Source organism: Nocardia sp. NPDC004722, assembly GCF_053601505.1.
Map to the genome: position 1 here is coordinate 1 of NZ_JBSGBY010000101.1, position 17890 is coordinate 17890.

A 17890-nucleotide genomic window follows, 5' to 3' on the forward strand; every position below is an offset into this window, starting at 1 on the left:
ATCGGGTGATAGGGCCAGCTTCATTGCTTCTCCCGAGCGTCGCTGTGATGTCGCCAATAAACTATTCGCGAGTTCCGCAGCAGAGCTCTGGATTCTCTTGGTGGGCAGGGAGGATCGAGATGTATACCGCCATCTTCGGTCGTTGTCGGCCGTTTCCGCGACGGCCCCGGCCGTCGACCACGATCGAGCGGGGTCATCCGGTCGTCTTCGCCGTCCGCATGTCAGCCTGGCCGGTGGCCGTGGTGATATCCGTATCGGAAGAGCGCCGGAAGGCCCTGGCGGACGGTCTCAGTCGCCGGCCGGCGGGGTGAGCGCGTCACACGCCAGCAGCACGGTGTGCTCGATGCCCGCCTCCCGGTGGGCGTGAATGCGCTGATACTCCGGTGCGGTCACCATGCTCAGAAAGGCTTGGCGGTCGGGATATTCGACCAGCGCGACATAGTCCCAGTCGGCATCGCCGATGAGCGTCTGCCGGGGTTCGCCGTGCCAGAGCAACCGCCCCTGCTGCTCGCGCACCATCCGCAGAACCAAGTCCCCGTAGGTCGCGTACTCGGTGCGATCGCTGAACTTGATGAGGTTGAGCATGACGACCGGTCCGGTGTCGGTGGCCGCCGCGAAGCGGGCGAACTGGTCGGGATTGGGGACAACGGCCATGGGTGGGCCTACTTTCGATCGTGCCGGGTGGCGAGCAGTGCCGTGAGGGTGGCGGCGACGGCAGTGCGCGCGGCCGGGATGCCCAGGCCCTGGTGGCGGCGCAGCACCTCCCAGTTCTCCCAGGAACCGGCCGCCTGCGCGGCCTCGCGTGCGGAGGGGTCCAGGAATTCGAGTTCGGGCAGGTTCTCGCGCAGATGGGCGCGCAGGGCCGCGCGACTTTGTGCCAAACGCTCGGCCAGCACCGGGGATTCGTGCTCGCGCAACTGCGCGGCGCGGCGGGTGCCCGAGATGCGTTCGTAGAGTTCGGCTCTGAGTTCGAGCAGGGCGGTGATCCGCTCCTCGAGTTCGCCGCTGACCGGCCGCAGCAGGGGCAGCCAATGCCGTTCGATCTGGGTCTGCGCCGCATCCAGATACAGCGATTCCAGGTCGGAGAAGTGGTGGAACACCGAGCGTGTCGCCACCCCCGCACGTTCGGCCACCGCCTGCGCGGTCGGCTGCAGGATGCCTTCTTCCATGAGCGTCAGCACGGCGTCGAGCACCGCCTGACGGTTTCGTGCCGCCCGAGCGGTGCGTCCGTCCATCGCCTTCACTCTAACAAGTTGCACCAAAGATGCAAAAACTCTACCGTCGCAGCATGCACGTGTTGCGGACACCCGAGGAACGCTTCTCGAACCTGCCCGGTTATCCCTTCGAGCCGAACTACGTCCACGTCACCGCCGCGGACGACGACACCACCCTGCGGATGCACTACCTCGACGAGGGGCCGTCCGACGGCGAGGTCGTCCTGCTGCTGCACGGCGAGCCGTCCTGGAGCTACCTGTATCGCACCATGATTCCGGTGCTGACCGCGGCGGGTCGCCGCTGTGTCGCGCCCGACCTCATCGGATTCGGCCGCAGTGACAAGCCCGCCGATCGCGGCGACTACACCTACGCCCGTCATGCCGAATGGCTGCGCGCGGCCGTGTTCGACCAGCTGGACCTGACCGGCATCACCCTGGTCTGCCAGGACTGGGGCGGTCTGCTCGGCCTGCGATTGGTCGCCGAGCACCCCGAACGCTTCGCGCGGGTGGTCGCCGCCAACACCGGCCTGCCCACCGGTGATGCCGAGCTGACCGACGCCTTCGCGGCCTGGCAGCGGTTCTCCCAGGAGTCGCCGGTGTTCCCGATCGGCTCGATCGTCGAGGGTGGCTGCCGCACTTCGTTTTCCCCCGAAGTCCTCGCCGCCTACGACGCGCCGTTCCCGGACGACACCTACAAAGCGGGTGCGCGCTCGTTCCCGTCGCTCGTGCCGACCTCTCCGGAGGATCCGGCGGCTGCCGCCAATCGCGCGGCCTGGCAGCGGCTTCGGACATTCGAGAAGCCGTTCGTGACCGCGTTCTCCGACGGCGACCCGATCACCGCGGGTGGCGAGAAGATCCTGCAACGGGAGATACCCGGCGCCACCGGACGTCCGCACGCGGTGATCGTGGGCGCGGGCCATTTCCTGCAAGAGGACAACGGTCCCGGCCTGGCCGCCGTCGTCAACGACCTCATCGACGCCACCCCGGTGCACTAGCTCTCACTCCCACCGAAAGACGGACCCCACATGTCGATCAGTAGACGCGGATTCTTCGGCGGCGGAGCTCTGGCGGCCACGGCCGCCACCGCGGCCATGGCGACCGGCAAGGCCGGTGCTGCTCCCTTGGCGCGCATGGACACCCACCCCGACAAGCCGAACGTCCTCGTGGTGATCGTCGACGAGATGCGGGCCCCCGTCTGGTTCCCCGCGCAGGACGTCCTGGACACCATCCTGCCGAATATCGCGGCGCTGCGGCGCAAGTCGGTGTCCTTCGAACAGCACTACACCGCCGCCAACGACTGCACCCCCTCGCGCGGCACGCTGCTGACCGGGCTGTACTCGCATCAGACCGGCTGCCTGTCGACCTCGACTTCGCAACTCGCCGAGGGGTTCCCGACGTGGGGCACCCTGCTGCGCGAGGAGGGCTACCGGACCAGTTGGTGGGGCAAATGGCATCTGGGTCACTACGCCGACACCAACCCGGGTGGGCTGGACCGCTTCGGCTTCGACGGCGGCACTTACCCGTCGCCCAACGGTGCGCCCGAGCAGGGTCTGCAGATGGACGGCCGGATCGTGGACCAGTTCGTGGGCTGGCTGGATTCCGATGCGGCGCAGGGCCCGTGGTGCACCACGGTTTCGCTGGTGAATCCGCACGATATCCAGTGGTGGCCGCGTTTCACTCGACGCACTTTGGCAGTCAATGACATTCCGCGCTGGATCGACGACCTACCCGGCAATCACGAGACCCTCGAACAGCTCGCCCGCAAGCCGAAGTTGCAGACCGCGCTGGTGCAGGTGTCGGCGCTGACCTTCGGGCTGGCCCCCTACGGCACCGCCGAGGCGGACCGCGAGTGGATCGACATGCGCAACCTCTACCTGTGGTTCCAGCAGCAGGTGGATATCCAGATCGGCCGAGTCCTGGACACTTTGGCGTCGCATCCGGAGGTCGCGGCCAACACCGTCGTCGTTTTCACCTCCGATCACGGCGATTACGCGGGCTCGCACGGTCTGCACGGCAAGGGCGGCGCGGCCTACGACGAGGCGATCCGCGTCCCGCTCTACATCCACGACCCGCGCGGCCGTGTCACGCCCGCGCCCGGCACCCGCGACCAGATGACTTCCAGCGTGGATATGACCCCGCTGCTGCTCACCCTCGCCACCGGCGGCAATGCCTGGCGGAGCAGCGACCGGTATTCGCATCTGGCCGGGCGGCACGACATCGCCGCGATCGCCCGCGACGCGAAGGCGCCCGGCCGCCCGTGGATTCTGCACACCACCGACGAGCACTCCATCGAGGAAGCCGCCGTCCGTTTCAACGCCGACGCCCCGGGGCACCTGATCGCGCTGCGCACCCCCGACGCGAAGTTCGTGCGCTACTCGCACTGGGTGCCGGGTTCGGCGCGCATCGATGCCGCCGAGCAGGAGGAATTCGAGCTCTACGACTATTCGACCCGTGACGGCGCGCTGGAGCTCGACAATATCGCCGCGGCCGGTGGCGATCTGCGCGACCGGATGAGCCGCCTGCACGATGCTGCGGTCGATGCCGAATTGCATCAGGCGCTACCGGATTCGCTGCGCACGGCCCAGCAACAGGGCTGGGACGACTATCAGCAGGAAATCGCCAAACCGTTCGGCGAACAGCTCGGCGATTTCCTCCAGGACGGTGTCGGGGCGAAATAGTTCATTGCCCGACGTGCAGGCCCCAGGGCATTACCTTCTTGTCGGTGGGTGAATCGGCCTGGAACAGCTCGAAGGATTCGGCCATCGCGGGCGCCATCCGCAAGGTGCAGGCGAACACGGGCACCCCGGTGGGATCCGCCGGGGTGGGGATGTCCGAGACCGTGAAGTCGAGGTTGGCGTCGGTGTGGGTGATCCGGCCGCGCAGGGATCCGGGAATGCCCTTGCCGGTCGGCCCGATCGGATACGCGGCTTCGAACCACACGCCAGGCTTGTCGGATCGTGTGGGGTACTCGTAACCGACGACCCAGAACCTGACGTCCTGCATCGTCATCAGGTTGCCGCGCTTCAGGGCGCTCTGCAGCTTCTGCTGACTGGGTGTGCTGACGAAGAAGCTCAACTGCATGGGGTCTTCGAGGCCGCCGTCCCAGTGCACGCCCTCCATGATTCCGCAGACGTGCATCTTCTGGTTGGCGGGGTCGTACGCCTTTCCGATGCCCGGGTACTGAGGGGTGCCGGTGAAGGTGGCAGTCGTGGTGATGTCGGGAGTGAGTGTCGTGGTCGCGTCGGCCGACAATGCGACCAGGTATCCGCAGGGTTGCGGTAGCGCGTGCTTTTCGGGAGCGGCCCCGTATCGCCAGTCGAGCTTGTAGTCGTACATTGTCGTCATTGTGCCCGCGTCGATGATCAGACACTTGAAAACCATTGTGCGACAACATGATCGACAGCGATAGCGCGGTGACCGGTCGGTTCGTGACGGGCCTCGGACTGGCGATCGAATGGCATCGTCACTACGGTGGGGCGGGCAATCGGGAAGCCCAACGCGTGGGGGTGAGCATGCCGGTATCGGCGCTCGGTCAGGTAACGGTCACGAATCAGGGTGCGCCGCCGCGGCGTTCCATTCCACTGCCGGTGGTGTGGACCGTCGCGGTGGTGGGCGCGCTGGCGGGCTGGTACTACCTCGGCCAGGTCGCCGCCGCGCCGCGCATGATGATGCACCTGGTCGATCTGGGCGCGTACCAGGTCGCGGGCGATCGCGTGGCGCACGGCGTCTCGGTCTACGACAGTCCGCTGCGCGGCCATACGCGCGGGGTCTTCGAGTTCGTCTACACGCCCTTCGCCGCGCTGATGTTCCTGCCGCTGGCGTGGATGCACGGCGCGGTGTTCACCTGGGTCGGCGGGCTGGTGAACTTCGCACTGCTCACCGGCTCGGTGTGGGCGGCCCTGTCGGTGCTCGGCTACCGCCACGATCGCCGCCTGCTGCTCATGGGCCCGTCGATCGCGGCAATGCTGCTGCTGTGCGAGCCGATTCGCGAGACCGAGGGGTTCGGCCAGGTCAATATCCTGCTGCTCCTGCTGGTGCTGGCGGATATGGCGCTGCCCGACTCCTCTCGCTGGAAGGGCGCGATGACCGGTATCGCGGCCGGAATCAAGCTCACTCCGGTGTTCTTCGTGCTGTATCTGCTGGTGACGCGCCGATTCCGGGCCGCCGCCACCGCGCTCGGCGCATTGGCCGCCACCATGGTGGTGGGTCTGGCTGTGCTGCCGAAGGATTCGCTGACCTTCTGGAGCGGCGCGTTCGCCGACCCCGCCCGGGTCGGCGTCCCGGAGAATCCGCAGAACGAATCCCTGCGCGGCATGATCGCCCGCACCCTCGGATCGGGGTCGGGCGCGCAGTTGCTGTGGCTGGCGGCCGCGATCGCCATCGCCGTGGTCTGCCTGCTGCTCGCGCGTCGGCTGTGGACCCTCGGGCAGGAACTGGCCGCGGTCACCGTATGCGGGCTGACCAGCACCGTCATCTCCCCCTACAGCTGGATCCACCACTGGGTGTGGTTGGCCCCGCTGCTGATCTACCTGGCGCACCTGGCGATTCGCCACCGCGATCCGATCACGATCGCCGGTCTCCTGGTCGTCGCCGCGATCAGCTCCGGCGGTGTCATGGATCTGTTCGACCTGCACTACGGCAGCGTCTTCGACTTCCCGAATCACGGCCGCCTCGCCGTGGTGGACCACAACGCCTACATCTGGCTGACCCTCGCGCTGTTCGCGGTGATCGCGATCCGGTTGCGCGCGTACGGTTCACCGCGGCCCTCGCGCGAGCAGGACGAGCAGGACATCGTCCACCAGCCGGGTGAGGAACGCGTCGTCGAGGACGGCGTGAGTCTGTAACCGGCGCAGGATCATCGATTCGGCCACATCGTGGACGAGTTCGGCGTCGACGTCGCCGGGCAGGTCACCGCGGGCGACCGCACGACGCAACACATCGCGGAACGGGGACAGTTCCGGATTGCCGGTGTGCTCCTGAAGCGCGGCGTCCAGTTCCGGATCGTGGCGGGCCGCCGCGATCAGCCCGGCGATGAGGACGGTGACGCGCTCGGATGCATTGGCGCGCACGGCTTCCAGCACGGCCAGCAGGTCCCCGCGTAGTGCGCCGGTATCGGGGATCTCGGCATTGTGGCGGAGGTCGTGGGCGTCCAACGCCGCCTTGACCAGTTCGGCTTTGTTGCGCCAGCGACGATAGATGGTGGCCTTGCTGGCATTGGCGCGCGCCGCCACCGCGTCGATGGTCAGCGCCGGGTACCCACGCTCGGCCACCAGATCCATGGTGGCGGCGAGGATCTCGTCGACGCGTGGTTGTCCACGAACCATGTCAGTCTCCTGCGGAGGCGGGTGAGGTGTTCGCCCGGACGAATTCGGCGATCTCTCGCCGCGCCCGCAGCCCCTCCCGAATCGGGAACAACGGCCAGACGTGCAGCATCCCCGAATACTCGTGCCAGCTCAACGGGAAGTCCGATTCGGCGGCCAGGCGTCGCAGGCGGTGAGCATCGGCATTCACGATCTCCCTGGTGCCGACGAACAAGGCGATCGGTGGGAGCCCGGTGAGGGTTCCGAACAGCGGACTGATCATGGGATCTCGCAGGTCCACCGCACCGGCGAACATCCGCGTCAAGATCGGCACTCCGCGCGCGGGAACGATCGGGTCCATCCGGTCGAGTGCCGCAATCGCGGGGTCGCTGAGAGTCGCGTCCAGCAATGGCGACAGCAGCACCAGCGCACCCGGTTGTGGGAGGCCACGATCGCGCGCCTGCATTGCCAGCGACAGCGTCAGATGACCACCCGCCGAATCGCCCATCACAGTCAAATCCCCATCGGGTGCGAGCCCGGCATACAGCGACAACAGCCAGCGGAAGGTGTCCGGTGCGGAGTGCTCGGGGGCCAGTGGATACATCGGCACGGTCACCGAACAGCCCAGCAGCCCGGCGAGTTCGGCGATCATCTCCCAGTGCGGATCCATGATCGGTCGCACCCAGCCGCCCCCGTGCAGGTACAACACGCGGCGGGTGGGCCGGATGTCGCGTGGGGTCAAGGTGAATACCCGGAATCCGTCGATCGTCTCCTCCCGGACCGACAACCCCTCGCGTATCCGTTTCGACGGCAGGGCCGGACCCTTCGCTCGGTCCGTCGCGATCGTCCGGAGAATGCGTTCCTCTCCGTCGAGCGCACGCCGCACCCGCAGCATCCGTACGGCGAAGGACAGTAGATGCGCTCCGGCACTTGTCATTTCGACCACCTCCGAGAACCTCCCTGAAGCGTACGGAACCGTACCGTTCGCTTCAACCCTTTTGCGTGGGGCTACCGGCCCGCCACCCATCTAGCTATAGTGAAGTAATGTCAGCTATTGCCTCAGCGGGTGGTCCCGGGGTGCTGGACGGGCCGGTGCGGACAGCACTGGACGCCGAACATCTGATGGACATCGAACTGAAATTCCAAGAGACGCAAATATTCCGGACCCCGGCGGCCTTCCGGTTGATCGCCGTCGTCGCGACCGGTACCTTTTCCGGTCCGCGTCTACGCGGGGAGATTCTGCCGGGCGGCGGTGACTGGCTGACCATGGGCAAGGACCTGATCTGCCGGCTCGATGTGCGCGCGACCCTGCGCACCGACGATGGCGAGTACCTCTATCTGACCTCCACCGGCCGGGTCGCACTCACCGATCCCGCTGCGATGCAACGGTATCTGAACGGCGAGACCCTGCGCGCCCCGGACATTCACGCCCGCACCCTGCCGGTCTTCGAGACCGGGGCCGAGCGCTACGCCTGGCTCAACCGCACCGTCAACGTCGGCATCGCCGAGATGTCGCGCGGGCACATCGCCTACCGCGTCTACACCATCGAATAGCGTTGCGGCTCAAGCTCCGATGGCCGCCGCCATGGTGGGCCAGAACTCGTGCAGGTCGTCCTGCCAGTAGCCCCACGAATGCGTGCCGGGATGCGACCGGTAGGTGGCGGGGATGCCGAGGTCGGCGAGACGGGCCGCGAGGTGCCGGGTGCAGTCGCTCGCGGCGGCCTCGATCGCGCCGCCCTGGATGAGCTGGTTCAGCAGGGTGGGCACGTCGCCGTCGATGCGGTAGTCGCGGAGGTTGTCATGGCTGCCGGGGAATCCGGTGCCGCTGGAGATATACAGCGTGTGGCCGCGCAGCTGATCCGCGTGCAGGTACGGGTCGTGCTCGCTCCACGCCGGAGAGCCGATCGGCCCCCACATGTTCTCGATATTGCCGCCGCCATGAATGTCGGTGACCACATAGACGTATGCCTGCCCAGGAAGCCTGCTGGTCTCCGCGCATCCGCTGAACGCCCCGACCGCTTGATAAAGCGCGGGCGCCGCCTCGGCCAGCGCCAAGGCCGCGGTGCTCGACATCGACAGCCCGACAATCGCATTGCGCCCCGAGGCGTGCAGGACCGCGTCCATGATGGGCGGCAGTTCGGAGGTCAGATAGGTGGCCCATTCGTTGCGGCCGAGCACCGGATCATCGCGCTGCCAATCGGTGTAATAGCTCGATTCCCCGCCGTGCGGTACGACCACATTGACACCGGTCCCCGGCGCGAACGTGGGCAGATCCGTCATCGTCTGCCAGACGATCTGGTCGTCCCGCGCCGCCCCGATCAGCAGATAGGCGGTGGGCCGTCCCGCGCTTCCGCCGTCGGGAATCAGCACGTCCTGCTCGATCACCCGGTCCATGGCCGCCGAGTAGACCCCGACGGTCAGCTGGTTCGTGTCCACCCGTGAGACGTGATCGAGGTGTGCGACTCGATCGAGCGGCGGACCGTCGGCCCACGCCGCGGGGGCGGTGATGCTGGCCAGCGCGCACAGCATCACCCCCACCGTCGTCCGGATCGTGGCTCGCAGAATCCTGACCGTCATCAATCAAATGGAGCACGATGTCCGGTTCGATTCACGAGTTTTCGCCGAGTCATGACCCAATCGCCGCCTGCCTAACCGTCGGCCAGTGCTTCCCGGATCAGTTCGACCGGATGCCAGGCCGTGCGCCCGGCACCGTGGAAGATCTGTTGCCGGCAGGAGACTCCGGTGGCGGCCACCACGGTGTCGGCGGGTTCGGCGGCCAGTGCGGGGAACAGGCGATCTTCGCCGATCGCGAGTGACAGGTCGTAGTGTTCGGATTCGAAACCGAACGACCCCGCCATTCCGCAGCAGCCGGAGTCGATCTCCTCGACCACGGCTCCCGGGATCCGGCGCAGCAGCGCCATGGTGGCGGCGGTGCCGACCTCGGCCTTCTGATGGCAGTGGCCGTGGAACACGATGCGCCGCCCCGCGAACGGTGAATCCTTGCGCAGCTTCAGCCGCCCGGTGTCGATGGCATCGACCAGTAGTTCCTCCACCTGCTGGACGCGGGCCGCCACGGCGGTCGCCGCCCAGGTATCGGGCAGCAGCGCGGTGTTCTCGTCGCGCAGCATGAACACGCATGACGGTTCGCAGCCGACGATCGGCGAGCCCGGCACCGTGGTCTCGTTGAGCGAATCCACCAGCGCCGCGGCCTTTGCGCGAGCGTCGTCCAGGAGCCCCTTCGACATGCTGGAGCGTCCGCAGCAGCCGCCGGTGGCCAGTTCCACGTGCCAGCCCGCGCGTTCCAGCAGCTCGATCGCGGCCTGGCCGATGTGCGGTTCGGTGAAGGTGGTGAACGAGTCGGCGAGCCAGTTCACAGTGCCCAGCGGTACTGGTTGCCCGACCACATCGCGGCGACTGAACCAGCGAATCAGGTTGACCCGCTGGAACACCGGCAGCGGGCGGGCCGCCGCGATGCCCAGAGTCCGGTCGAGTAGCCGCCGGAGCGGTCGGATCCGGCCGGGCGCGTTGGACAGCGGCGCGGTGGCCGATCCGAGCCGGTTGAGTGTCCGGATCGACCCGAAAAGCCGTGACCGCAAAGGTGTTCCGTGGATCTCGTGGTGGTGCGCCAGCGCCTCGGCCTTCAACGACGCCATATCCACGCTCATCGGGCATTCGCTCTTGCAGGCCTTGCACATCAGGCACAGATCGAGGATCTCGTGCAGGCGTTCATCGCCCAGCGCCGCATGCGGATCCGGCTCCGAGAGCGCCTTCACCAGGGCGTTGGCCCGGCCGCGGGTGGCGTGCTCCTCTTCCCGGGTCGCGATGTAGGACGGGCACATCACGCCCGGTCCGGCCTTGCGGCACAGCCCGATGTTCATGCACCGATCGGCCGCGCCGCGCATCCCGCCGACGACCTCGAATTTCAGGGTGGTCTTCAATGCCGGGGCAGGCGGCAGCGCGTCGCGGTCGCGCAGGTTCTCGGTCATGGGCGGCGCGTCGACGATCTTGCCGGGGTTCATGATTCCGGCGGGATCGAAGAGCCGCTTGACCTTTCGCATGGCCTCGTAGAGTTCGTCGCCGAAGATCTCGCGATTGAACTCGCTGCGCGCCAGCCCGTCCCCGTGCTCGCTGGAGTTGACGCCGCCGTATTCGGCGACCAGATCCTTGACCGCCTCGGCCACCGTCCGCATCTTCGCCACCTGCGCCGGATCGGTCAGGTCCACGAACGGCCGGATGTGCAGGCAGCCCACCGAGCAGTGCCCGTAGAACCCCGCCTCCAGCTGGTTGTCGTCGAGAATCTCCTTGAACCGCTTGGTGTATGCGGCCAGGTGCACCGGGTCGACCGCGGTGTCCTCCACGAACGCCAGCGGCCGGCGGGTGCCCTCACCGGCGGCCATGAGCAACCCGAGACTGGACTTGCGGACCTTGAGCAGCGCCCGCTGATCGGCGGGCGTCACCGCGCGCAGGGTGTGGTAGCCGTGGCCGCCGCGTCGCCAGCGAGCCTCGAGCTCTTCGAGTTTCGCGACCAGCGCGGCCTCGTTGTCCCCGCTGAACGACACGAACAGCAGCGCGCCCGGATCCCCGACGAGGATATTTCCGAGCTCCGCGTACTCGATCTTCTGCCGGGACAGTTCGAGGATCGTGCGATCCATCAGCTCGACCTGATGCGGATCGCAGCTCAGCGCGTCCGTCGTGGCGGCGATGGCACTGTGCGTATCGTCGAAATGCCCGACGGCATAAACGGTGTAGGCGGGTTTGGGAACCAGATCCACCAGCGCGTGCGTGGCGATCACCAGCGTGCCTTCGGCCCCGACCACCAACTTGGCCAGATCGAACGGCTGGTTCTTGCCGAACCCGACCAGCCGATCGAGCCGGTAGCCGCCCGCGCGCCGCCAGAACAGCGGCATCCCGGACCGGATGGCCTGCTCGTTGGCGATGACCAGCTCCGGCAACTCCCGGTAGATCCGGCCTTCCAGGGTGTTCGCGGTCGCCCGCCGCTGTCGTTCGGCCTCGTCGACGGGTTCGAGCCGAGCCCGGGACCCGTCGGCGAGCACCACATCGAGCACCCGCACATGATCGATGGTCATACCGAAGGTCAGCGAACCGCTTCCGGCGGAATTGTTTCCGATCATCCCGCCGATGGTGGCGCGGTTGCTGGTGGAGGTGTCGGGCCCGAACATCAGCCCGTGCGCGGCGGCGGCCTTGTTGAGCTGATCCTGCACCACGCCCGCCTCGACGAGTGCGGTGCGGGACTCGGCGTCGATGATGATCCGGTTCATGTGCCGTGACATGTCCAGCACCAGACCAGGTCCCACGGTCTGCCCGGCGAGACTGGTCCCCGCACCCCGGGCCACCACCGGCACCCCGAACTCCGCGGCGACCTCGACGGCGGCCGCGACATCCTCGGCATGCCGTGGAAACGCCACGCCCAGTGGGGTGATCGAGTACATGCTGGCGTCACGTGAGAACAGGTGCCTGCTGTAGTCGTCGAACGCGATCTCACCGTCGAGGACGGTGCGTAGTGCCTGTTCGAGCCGTTCCGCCACTGTCATTGTCGTTGTCATTGAAAGTCCTTGTTGTCCACGGTGATCGGCGTCATCGGGGTTTGCGCCGCTGCCGGTTCGCCCTGGGTGGCGATGCGCAGCTGCTTGCGCAGCGTGAGCACCAGCAGTGCGGCGACGCCGAACACGATCCCGAAGAAGACCTGTGTGAGCGCGTACCCGCCGCCGCTGAGATCGCTGAGCCAGCCGCCGATGTACGGCCCGAAGAAGCTGCCGAGATTGCCGACGCCATTGATCAACCCCATCCCGGCCCCCGCCGCGGCCACCGGCGTGAGCTTGGTGACCGTCGCCCAGAAGGGTCCGTACCAGGCGATGGAGGCCGCCGTGCCGAGGATCATCGCCAGCAGCACGATCCATTTCTGTTCTGCCGAAACCAGACTCGCGCCCGCCAGGATCAGCGCTGCCGAAGCGAGCACCACCGACATGTGGGCGATGTGCCCGCCTCGACGGTCGGCGGAACGACCGACCAGGATGATGGCCGCGCCCGCCGCGAGCTGCGGCAGCATCGCGACCAGGCCGACCTTCAGGTCGGTGTGGAACGCCTTCTTCAACACGCTCGGCATCCAGAGCGTGAGGCCGAGCAATCCCATCTGGGTGAGCGTGTAGATCAGCGCGAACTGCCACACGATCCGAGAAGTGAACGCCGCCTTGAACGTTCCCCGCGACTGCAACTGCTCGCCCTCCTGGAGGCGGGCGTTCTCGATGTACTCGCGTTCGGTCTGCGAGAGCCAGCCCGCCTTGGCCGGGGTGTCACGCACGATCGCCAGCCACGCGATGAGCCCGACGATCAGCGGCGCACCGCCCTGGATGATGAACATCCACCGCCAGTCGAAATAGGTGAGGATGACGCCCGAGAACGGTGCCGCCACGATCGCCGCGATCGGGGTGTACAGCTTGAAAATCGCGAAGGCCCGGCTTCTTTCGGCGAACGGGAACCAAGCGCGGATGGTGGTCATCAACGCCGGCTGCACCCCGCCCTCGGCCACCCCGAGCAGGAACCGCGCCAGCAGCAACTGCCCGACCGAGTTGGTGAAACCCGAGGCCATGGCCGCCACGCTCCACAGGACCATGAGGATGGCGATCCACTGCCGGGCACTCCAGCGTTCGGCGATGTATCCGCCGGGAATCTGCAACAGCAGATAACCCCAGAAGAAGATGCCGCTCGCCAGTCCCTGCTGCGCACCGGTGAGATGCATATCCGTTTTCAGGTGCGGCAGCGCGAAACTGATATTGGTGCGGTCGATATAACAGATGACGTAGATGAAGACGACGACCGGCAAGATATAGGTCCAGCGCTTCATATGGGACAGTCGTCGGACAGGGGAAGTCCGCTCGATCACGACCTACCTCCTCGTAGGAAATCGCTCGGAGCGGAGCATCTGCGCAACGAGATCTGCGGGCCGGTGCCTCCGGCAGCCCAGCGGGGAGCGAATGAAAGATGAAGAAAGAAAAGAGTTTTCGGTGCGGGGAGGTCACTCGCCGCGCAGTACCGCCAGTGCGTCCTGGAGCCCGCCCGGATCCACGGTGACGCCCGCCAGTTCCAGGCCCATCTGCACGCCGGACAGGGTTCCGGCCAGCGTCAGATCGTTGAGATCGCCCAGATGCCCGATGCGGAACACCCGGCCCGCCAGCTTGCCCAGTCCGGTGCCCAGCGACATGTCGAAGCGTTCGAGAATGACGCGGCGCACCTTGTCGGCGTCGTGCGCGCCACCGACCAGCACGGCGGTCAGGGAACTGGAGTACTCGCGCGGGTCGGCGCAGAGCACCTCGAGGCCCCAGCCGCGCACCGCCGCCCGGGTGGCCATCGCGAATCGGTCGTGGCGGGCGAAAACGTTTGCCAGACCTTCCTCTTCGAGCATGAGGCAGGCTTCACGCAGGCCGTAGAGCAGGTTGGTGGCGGGCGTGTAGGGGAAGAACCCGTGTTCGTTGGCGTCGAGGATCGCCGACCAGTCGAAGTAGGAGCGCGGCAGCTTGGCCGTGCGGGAGGCGGTGAGCGCCTTCTCGCTGAGGGCGTTGAAGCCCAAGCCCGGCGGGAGCATGAGGCCCTTCTGTGAGCAGCCGACGGTCACGTCGACGCCCCACTCCTCGTGGCGGTAGTCGATGGAACCCAGCGAGGAAATGGTGTCGACGAACAGCAGCGCGGGATGCTCGGCCGCGTCGATGGCCGCCCTGATCTCCGGAATGCGGCTGGTCACGCCGGTAGAGGTTTCGTTGTGCACCACCATGACCGCGGAAATGCGGTGACCGGTATCGGCGGTGAGCGCCTCGGTCACCGCGGCCGGGTCCGCGCCGTGCCGCCAATCGCCGGGCACGAATTGCACCTCCAAACCCAGGCGCTCGGCCATCTCGCGCCATAACGTGGCGAAATGCCCTGTCTCGAAGGCGAGTACGCGATCACCGGGCGAGAGCGTGTTGACCAGCGCCGCCTCCCAGGCCGCGGTGCCCGAGGACGGGTAGATGACGATCGGCCCGCTGGTGCCGAACACCGGCTCCAGCCGTTGCAGCAGATCCTTTGTCAGATCCGCGAAGTCGGGTCCCCGGTGGTCCATGGTCGGTTGGGCGATGGCCCGCAGAATGCGATCCGGGACATTCGTCGGGCCGGGGATCTGCAGAAAGTGGCGTCCGCTGTGGGCTGTCATAGCTGGAACTTCCGTCCTGTGCCGTGATATGGCACACTGTGCCGTGAAAAGGTGCAGCAAGGGTAGGGATGCGCCATGAAGGAGTCAATACCTTGCGAAATGTCTTGAACACCTTGCGAGTTCTGGAGGAAGTGGCCGCCCGCCAGCCCATCGGCGTCGGTGAACTCGCCCGCGTGCTCGACCTCCCCAAGAGCACGGTGCAACGCGCCCTCGTCACCCTCGACACGGCAGGCTGGATCCGCCCCGCCGCCGGCGAGGTCACCCGGTGGGGCATCACCACGAAAGCCCTTGCGGTGGGCGGCAGTGCGGGCGGTGACCTCGGCCTGCGCGGCACCGCCCTCCCCGTCCTCGAGGACCTGCGCCGCCAGACCGGCGAAACCATTCACCTGACCATCCCCGAGAACGGCAAGATGGTTCTCATCGAACGCCTCGAGACCGACAAACCGGTCCGCACCAGCATGGCCCTGGGCCACGCCCTCCCCCTCCACGCCTCCGCCAACGGCAAAGCCGTCCTGGCCCACACCCCCCTCGAAACCCTCCGCCACCTCCTCCTCGACGACCTCCCCCGCTACACCGACACCACCATCACCGACCCCCAAGCCCTCTGCGCCGAACTGGATCTCGTCCGCACCCAAGGCTTCGCCGTCAACCGCGGCGAATGGCGCTCCGACGTCGGCGCAGTAGCCGCCGTAGTCCTGACCCCCGAAGGCGCCCCCATAGCCAGCCTCAGCGTCAACCTCCCCATCGGCCGCCTCACCCCCGAAACCGAACCCGAATTCGGCGCGGCGGTGAACGCCGCCGCGAAAACGCTCTCCGCACGTCTGGGATGACCGGCGGCTTTACCATCAGCGGATGGTGAACGTGTGGCCGATGACCGGCCGCGCCGCGGAGCTCGACAGGATCGGCAGGGCGGTACAGGCTGGATCCGGATCGGCGGGCATGCTGCTGACCGGGCCGGCCGGGGTGGGTAAGAGTCGGTTGGTGCGAGAAGCGCTGGGGGCGTTGCCATCTCGGTACATGGTGCGATCGGCGGCTGCGTCGGGCTCGGCTCGCGCGCTGCCGCTCGGGGTGTTCGTGGAATGGGCCAATCCCGATATCGGCGACCCGCTGCGCCGGGTGCACGATGTCGTACGGACACTGACGAGCTCACCGTCCGGCCACTCTGTGGTCGTGGCCGTCGACGATGTGCATCTGATCGACGAACTGTCCGCGCTGGTTCTGCAGCAGATTGTCACTCGGGGGTTGGCGAAGGTCGTGCTCACCGCGCGTGCGGGCGAACCGGCCCCCGACGCGGTCACCGCACTCTGGAAGAACGATCATCTCGACCGCCTGGACCTGCACCCGCTGCCGCATCCGGACTCCGACCTGCTGCTCACTCGCGTGCTCGGCGGCAGGGTCGATCCCGATGCGGCGCAACAGCTCTGGAACCTGACCCGCGGCAATGTGCTGTACCTGCGTCACCTCGTCGATCAGGAACTCGACGCGGGCCGATTGGCTCGACGCGACGACCTGTGGACGTGGTCGGGTGGTCCCGCGGTCTCGGGCACGCTGCGCGAGCTGATCGAAACCCGGATGGGCGCGCTGAGGGTGCACGCACCCGGATTGCGATGCGCCACCCTCGATGTGCGCGGTGCACCACGTGAATGATTGGGCCAACAACGGGCCGACCGATCTGAACAATCTGACCTTGGTGTGCGATCACCACCACGCGCTCGTCAACGACAGCCCCCAAGGCTGGAAAACAGTGATGCTCGGCAAGGATTCACCCCATCGCGGCCGCGTCGGCTGGATCGCCCCGAAAACCATCGACCCCTCGGGCACGGCGCACGTGAACGAGAAACATCACGTCGGCCAGGTGGTCGCCACTAGCATCGCCGCACACTGCCAAACGTGGGGTCCCCGCGCGGCCTGACCCGGACCGCGCATGTGACCCGGGCGTGCGCAGGGCAAACGACGAAGTGTGGTCACCTCGCCTGCCCTACCGGACCTGGGCTGACGCCAGGTCGGGAGCCGTCACCCGCCGATCCCGGCCCACGGACCGCACGCATCACCTTCAAAGACAAAACACAACAACACAAAAGACCAAAACAACCCCCACCACTCCTCCAACGGACGACGGCCAGCCCTGAACCGGTCAAACCCACCACCCCCGCCGTCGAGCGGTACATCCTGGAGGAGATATGTCCGAATCCCCCTCCAGGATGTACCACTCGACGAATCGGTTCGGTGAACGACGAGACGGTACGCCTCCCGGACGGTGAGGCGGCTGGTACCGCCACCCGGCGAACCCAACCCAGCCCCCTCGCCACCCCTCCTCCTGGCCGCTTTTATCTTTTCTTCTTTTATCTCTTCTTCTTGTGTCTCTTCATCTTTGGTCTCTTCACCGAAGCCGGTAACGCTCGACAAACCGCCGCAGAATCTCCTGCGGCACAGTGATGTTCTCCCGATGACCCAGCTCGGTCAGCGAATCAGCCTCGCTGGGATCGAAATAGCCTTCGTGACGGTAGATTTCAATTCGCAGCGCCAAACCGTGGCCGTCGAGTTCTGGATGGAATTGGGTGGCGTAGACGTGCTCGCCGACACGGACCCCCTGCACCGGGCAGGCGGCGGAACGAGCCAGTAGCACCGCACCCGGCGGCACGTCCTGGCAGGATTCCTTGTGGCCCACGAATGCCCGAAACGACTCCGGAAGGCCGTGTAGCAGTGTGTCTTTCACTGCATTGTCGGTGAGTTCGATGGTGGTAGCGCCAGCCGTTTCGCCGTAGCGCTCGGTGCTGACTCGCCCACCCAACGCTTCGGCGAGCATGCTCAGCCCGTAGCAAGCGCCGAGATACGGAAAGTCCCGGCGCACCACCTCGATGAGCAGCTTCTTCAGCTTCGGTTCGAAGACCCGTTGATAGTCGTACTTCTTGGCCTCGGGATAGCTGACATTGCTCGGGCCGCCGCCGACGATGACCGCCCAGTGGTCCTCGAGGTCGACATCCGGCATGCCGTGATTCATCTCGACGCGGGTCACCTCCATGGCGGATAGCCCGCCCGCGTCGAGGATCGCCTGATACTCCTGATCGGAGGCCGCTTGCTCGGGTCGCAGCTGCAACAGCAGACAAGACTGGGGCATCCCCACATTGTCGACGGTCCACCTCCCCGGGTTGACATCAATGGAGGGATTGACCTCG

General features: G+C 66.7%; 17 protein-coding genes. 7 read left to right on the forward strand and 10 right to left on the reverse strand.

Going from position 1 to position 17890, the window contains the following annotated elements; genetic code table 11:
- Nucleotides 1–288: 288 nt before the first annotated feature.
- Together ACWELQ_RS13020 and ACWELQ_RS13025 are read right to left on the reverse strand one after the other, a co-directional pair.
- Nucleotides 289–654, reverse strand: coding sequence for a DUF1330 domain-containing protein (locus tag ACWELQ_RS13020; protein WP_452397233.1), 366 nt, complete (start codon nt 652–654; stop codon nt 289–291).
- A gap of 8 nt (nt 655–662) precedes the next feature.
- A complete protein-coding gene (locus ACWELQ_RS13025) occupies nt 663–1235 on the reverse strand; it encodes a TetR/AcrR family transcriptional regulator (RefSeq protein WP_452397234.1) in 573 nt (190 codons plus the stop codon).
- Nucleotides 1236–1288: 53 nt separating this feature from the next.
- Here ACWELQ_RS13025 and ACWELQ_RS13030 point away from each other — a divergent pair, with 53 nt between their 5' ends.
- Together ACWELQ_RS13030 and ACWELQ_RS13035 are read left to right on the forward strand one after the other, a co-directional pair.
- Nucleotides 1289–2209, forward strand: a complete 921-nt coding sequence (locus ACWELQ_RS13030) for a haloalkane dehalogenase (RefSeq protein WP_452397235.1) — start codon at nt 1289–1291, stop codon at nt 2207–2209.
- 30 nt (nt 2210–2239) lie between these two features.
- Nucleotides 2240–3892: a sulfatase-like hydrolase/transferase gene (locus ACWELQ_RS13035; RefSeq protein ID WP_452397236.1), complete on the forward strand. Its 1653-nt coding sequence runs from the start codon at nt 2240–2242 to the stop codon at nt 3890–3892.
- 1 nt (nt 3893) lies between these two features.
- Here the strand turns inward: ACWELQ_RS13035 and ACWELQ_RS13040 are convergent, their stop codons facing one another.
- The gene (locus tag ACWELQ_RS13040; protein ID WP_452397237.1) at nt 3894–4550 is read right to left on the reverse strand and encodes a hypothetical protein; all 657 of its coding nucleotides are present in this window, start codon (nt 4548–4550) and stop codon (nt 3894–3896) included.
- 56 nt (nt 4551–4606) lie between these two features.
- Between ACWELQ_RS13040 and ACWELQ_RS13045 the strand changes: the two genes are divergently transcribed.
- The gene (locus ACWELQ_RS13045) at nt 4607–6058 is read left to right on the forward strand and encodes a glycosyltransferase 87 family protein (RefSeq protein ID WP_452397238.1); all 1452 of its coding nucleotides are present in this window, start codon (nt 4607–4609) and stop codon (nt 6056–6058) included.
- Here ACWELQ_RS13045 and ACWELQ_RS13050 read toward each other — a convergent pair.
- Nucleotides 5969–6538, reverse strand: a complete 570-nt coding sequence (locus ACWELQ_RS13050) for a TetR/AcrR family transcriptional regulator (RefSeq protein ID WP_452397239.1) — start codon at nt 6536–6538, stop codon at nt 5969–5971. The genes ACWELQ_RS13045 and ACWELQ_RS13050 overlap by 90 nt on opposite strands.
- 1 nt (nt 6539) lies before the next feature.
- Entirely contained in the window at nt 6540–7451 is a 912-nt protein-coding gene (locus ACWELQ_RS13055) for an alpha/beta hydrolase (RefSeq protein WP_452397240.1), read from the reverse strand.
- A 107-nt stretch (nt 7452–7558) separates the two neighbouring features.
- Here ACWELQ_RS13055 and ACWELQ_RS13060 point away from each other — a divergent pair, with 107 nt between their 5' ends.
- Nucleotides 7559–8068, forward strand: coding sequence for a DUF3237 domain-containing protein (locus ACWELQ_RS13060; protein ID WP_452397241.1), 510 nt, complete (start codon nt 7559–7561; stop codon nt 8066–8068).
- 9 nt (nt 8069–8077) lie between these two features.
- Here the strand turns inward: ACWELQ_RS13060 and ACWELQ_RS13065 are convergent, their stop codons facing one another.
- The 4 genes from ACWELQ_RS13065 to ACWELQ_RS13080 form a co-directional block, all read right to left on the reverse strand.
- The gene (locus ACWELQ_RS13065) at nt 8078–9091 is read right to left on the reverse strand and encodes an alpha/beta hydrolase (protein WP_452397242.1); all 1014 of its coding nucleotides are present in this window, start codon (nt 9089–9091) and stop codon (nt 8078–8080) included.
- Between the two features lie 71 nt (nt 9092–9162).
- Entirely contained in the window at nt 9163–12078 is a 2916-nt protein-coding gene (locus tag ACWELQ_RS13070; protein ID WP_452397243.1) for an FAD-binding and (Fe-S)-binding domain-containing protein, read from the reverse strand.
- Complete coding sequence (locus ACWELQ_RS13075; protein ID WP_452397244.1) at nt 12075–13415, reverse strand: MFS transporter; 1341 nt, start codon at nt 13413–13415, stop codon at nt 12075–12077. Before ACWELQ_RS13075 ends, ACWELQ_RS13070 begins: the two co-directional genes overlap by 4 nt.
- A gap of 132 nt (nt 13416–13547) precedes the next feature.
- Nucleotides 13548–14714: a pyridoxal-phosphate-dependent aminotransferase family protein gene (locus ACWELQ_RS13080; RefSeq protein ID WP_452397245.1), complete on the reverse strand. Its 1167-nt coding sequence runs from the start codon at nt 14712–14714 to the stop codon at nt 13548–13550.
- 92 nt (nt 14715–14806) lie between these two features.
- Between ACWELQ_RS13080 and ACWELQ_RS13085 the strand changes: the two genes are divergently transcribed.
- The 3 genes from ACWELQ_RS13085 to ACWELQ_RS13095 are packed head-to-tail and all read left to right on the forward strand — an operon-like array spanning nt 14807 to nt 16626.
- Nucleotides 14807–15544 (forward strand): IclR family transcriptional regulator, encoded by a 738-nt coding sequence (locus ACWELQ_RS13085; protein WP_452397246.1) that lies wholly within the window; start codon nt 14807–14809, stop codon nt 15542–15544.
- Between the two features lie 22 nt (nt 15545–15566).
- Nucleotides 15567–16361, forward strand: coding sequence for an AAA family ATPase (locus ACWELQ_RS13090; protein ID WP_452397247.1), 795 nt, complete (start codon nt 15567–15569; stop codon nt 16359–16361).
- On the forward strand, nt 16354–16626 hold the full coding sequence (locus tag ACWELQ_RS13095; protein ID WP_452397248.1) for a hypothetical protein: 273 nt from the start codon (nt 16354–16356) through the stop codon (nt 16624–16626). The genes ACWELQ_RS13090 and ACWELQ_RS13095 overlap by 8 nt, the downstream gene beginning before the upstream one ends.
- Before the next feature lie 468 nt (nt 16627–17094).
- Here ACWELQ_RS13095 and ACWELQ_RS13100 read toward each other — a convergent pair.
- The coding region (locus ACWELQ_RS13100) for a glutamine amidotransferase (protein WP_452397249.1) at nt 17095–17890 on the reverse strand (796 nt) is incomplete at its 5' end.

Bases quoted from the DNA above. Each gene is read 5' to 3' on its own strand.
- ACWELQ_RS13020 (WP_452397233.1), bottom strand. From the start codon at position 654: ATGGCCGTTGTCCCCAATCCCGACCAGTTCGCCCGCTTCGCGGCGGCC.
- ACWELQ_RS13025 (WP_452397234.1), bottom strand. From the start codon at position 1,235: ATGGACGGACGCACCGCTCGGGCGGCACGAAACCGTCAGGCGGTGCTC.
- ACWELQ_RS13030 (WP_452397235.1), top strand. From the start codon at position 1,289: ATGCACGTGTTGCGGACACCCGAGGAACGCTTCTCGAACCTGCCCGGT.
- ACWELQ_RS13035 (WP_452397236.1), top strand. From the start codon at position 2,240: ATGTCGATCAGTAGACGCGGATTCTTCGGCGGCGGAGCTCTGGCGGCC.
- ACWELQ_RS13040 (WP_452397237.1), bottom strand. From the start codon at position 4,550: ATGTACGACTACAAGCTCGACTGGCGATACGGGGCCGCTCCCGAAAAG.
- ACWELQ_RS13045 (WP_452397238.1), top strand. From the start codon at position 4,607: ATGATCGACAGCGATAGCGCGGTGACCGGTCGGTTCGTGACGGGCCTC.
- ACWELQ_RS13050 (WP_452397239.1), bottom strand. From the start codon at position 6,538: ATGGTTCGTGGACAACCACGCGTCGACGAGATCCTCGCCGCCACCATG.
- ACWELQ_RS13055 (WP_452397240.1), bottom strand. From the start codon at position 7,451: ATGACAAGTGCCGGAGCGCATCTACTGTCCTTCGCCGTACGGATGCTG.
- ACWELQ_RS13060 (WP_452397241.1), top strand. From the start codon at position 7,559: ATGTCAGCTATTGCCTCAGCGGGTGGTCCCGGGGTGCTGGACGGGCCG.
- ACWELQ_RS13065 (WP_452397242.1), bottom strand. From the start codon at position 9,091: ATGACGGTCAGGATTCTGCGAGCCACGATCCGGACGACGGTGGGGGTG.
- ACWELQ_RS13070 (WP_452397243.1), bottom strand. From the start codon at position 12,078: ATGACAACGACAATGACAGTGGCGGAACGGCTCGAACAGGCACTACGC.
- ACWELQ_RS13080 (WP_452397245.1), bottom strand. From the start codon at position 14,714: ATGACAGCCCACAGCGGACGCCACTTTCTGCAGATCCCCGGCCCGACG.
- ACWELQ_RS13090 (WP_452397247.1), top strand. From the start codon at position 15,567: ATGGTGAACGTGTGGCCGATGACCGGCCGCGCCGCGGAGCTCGACAGG.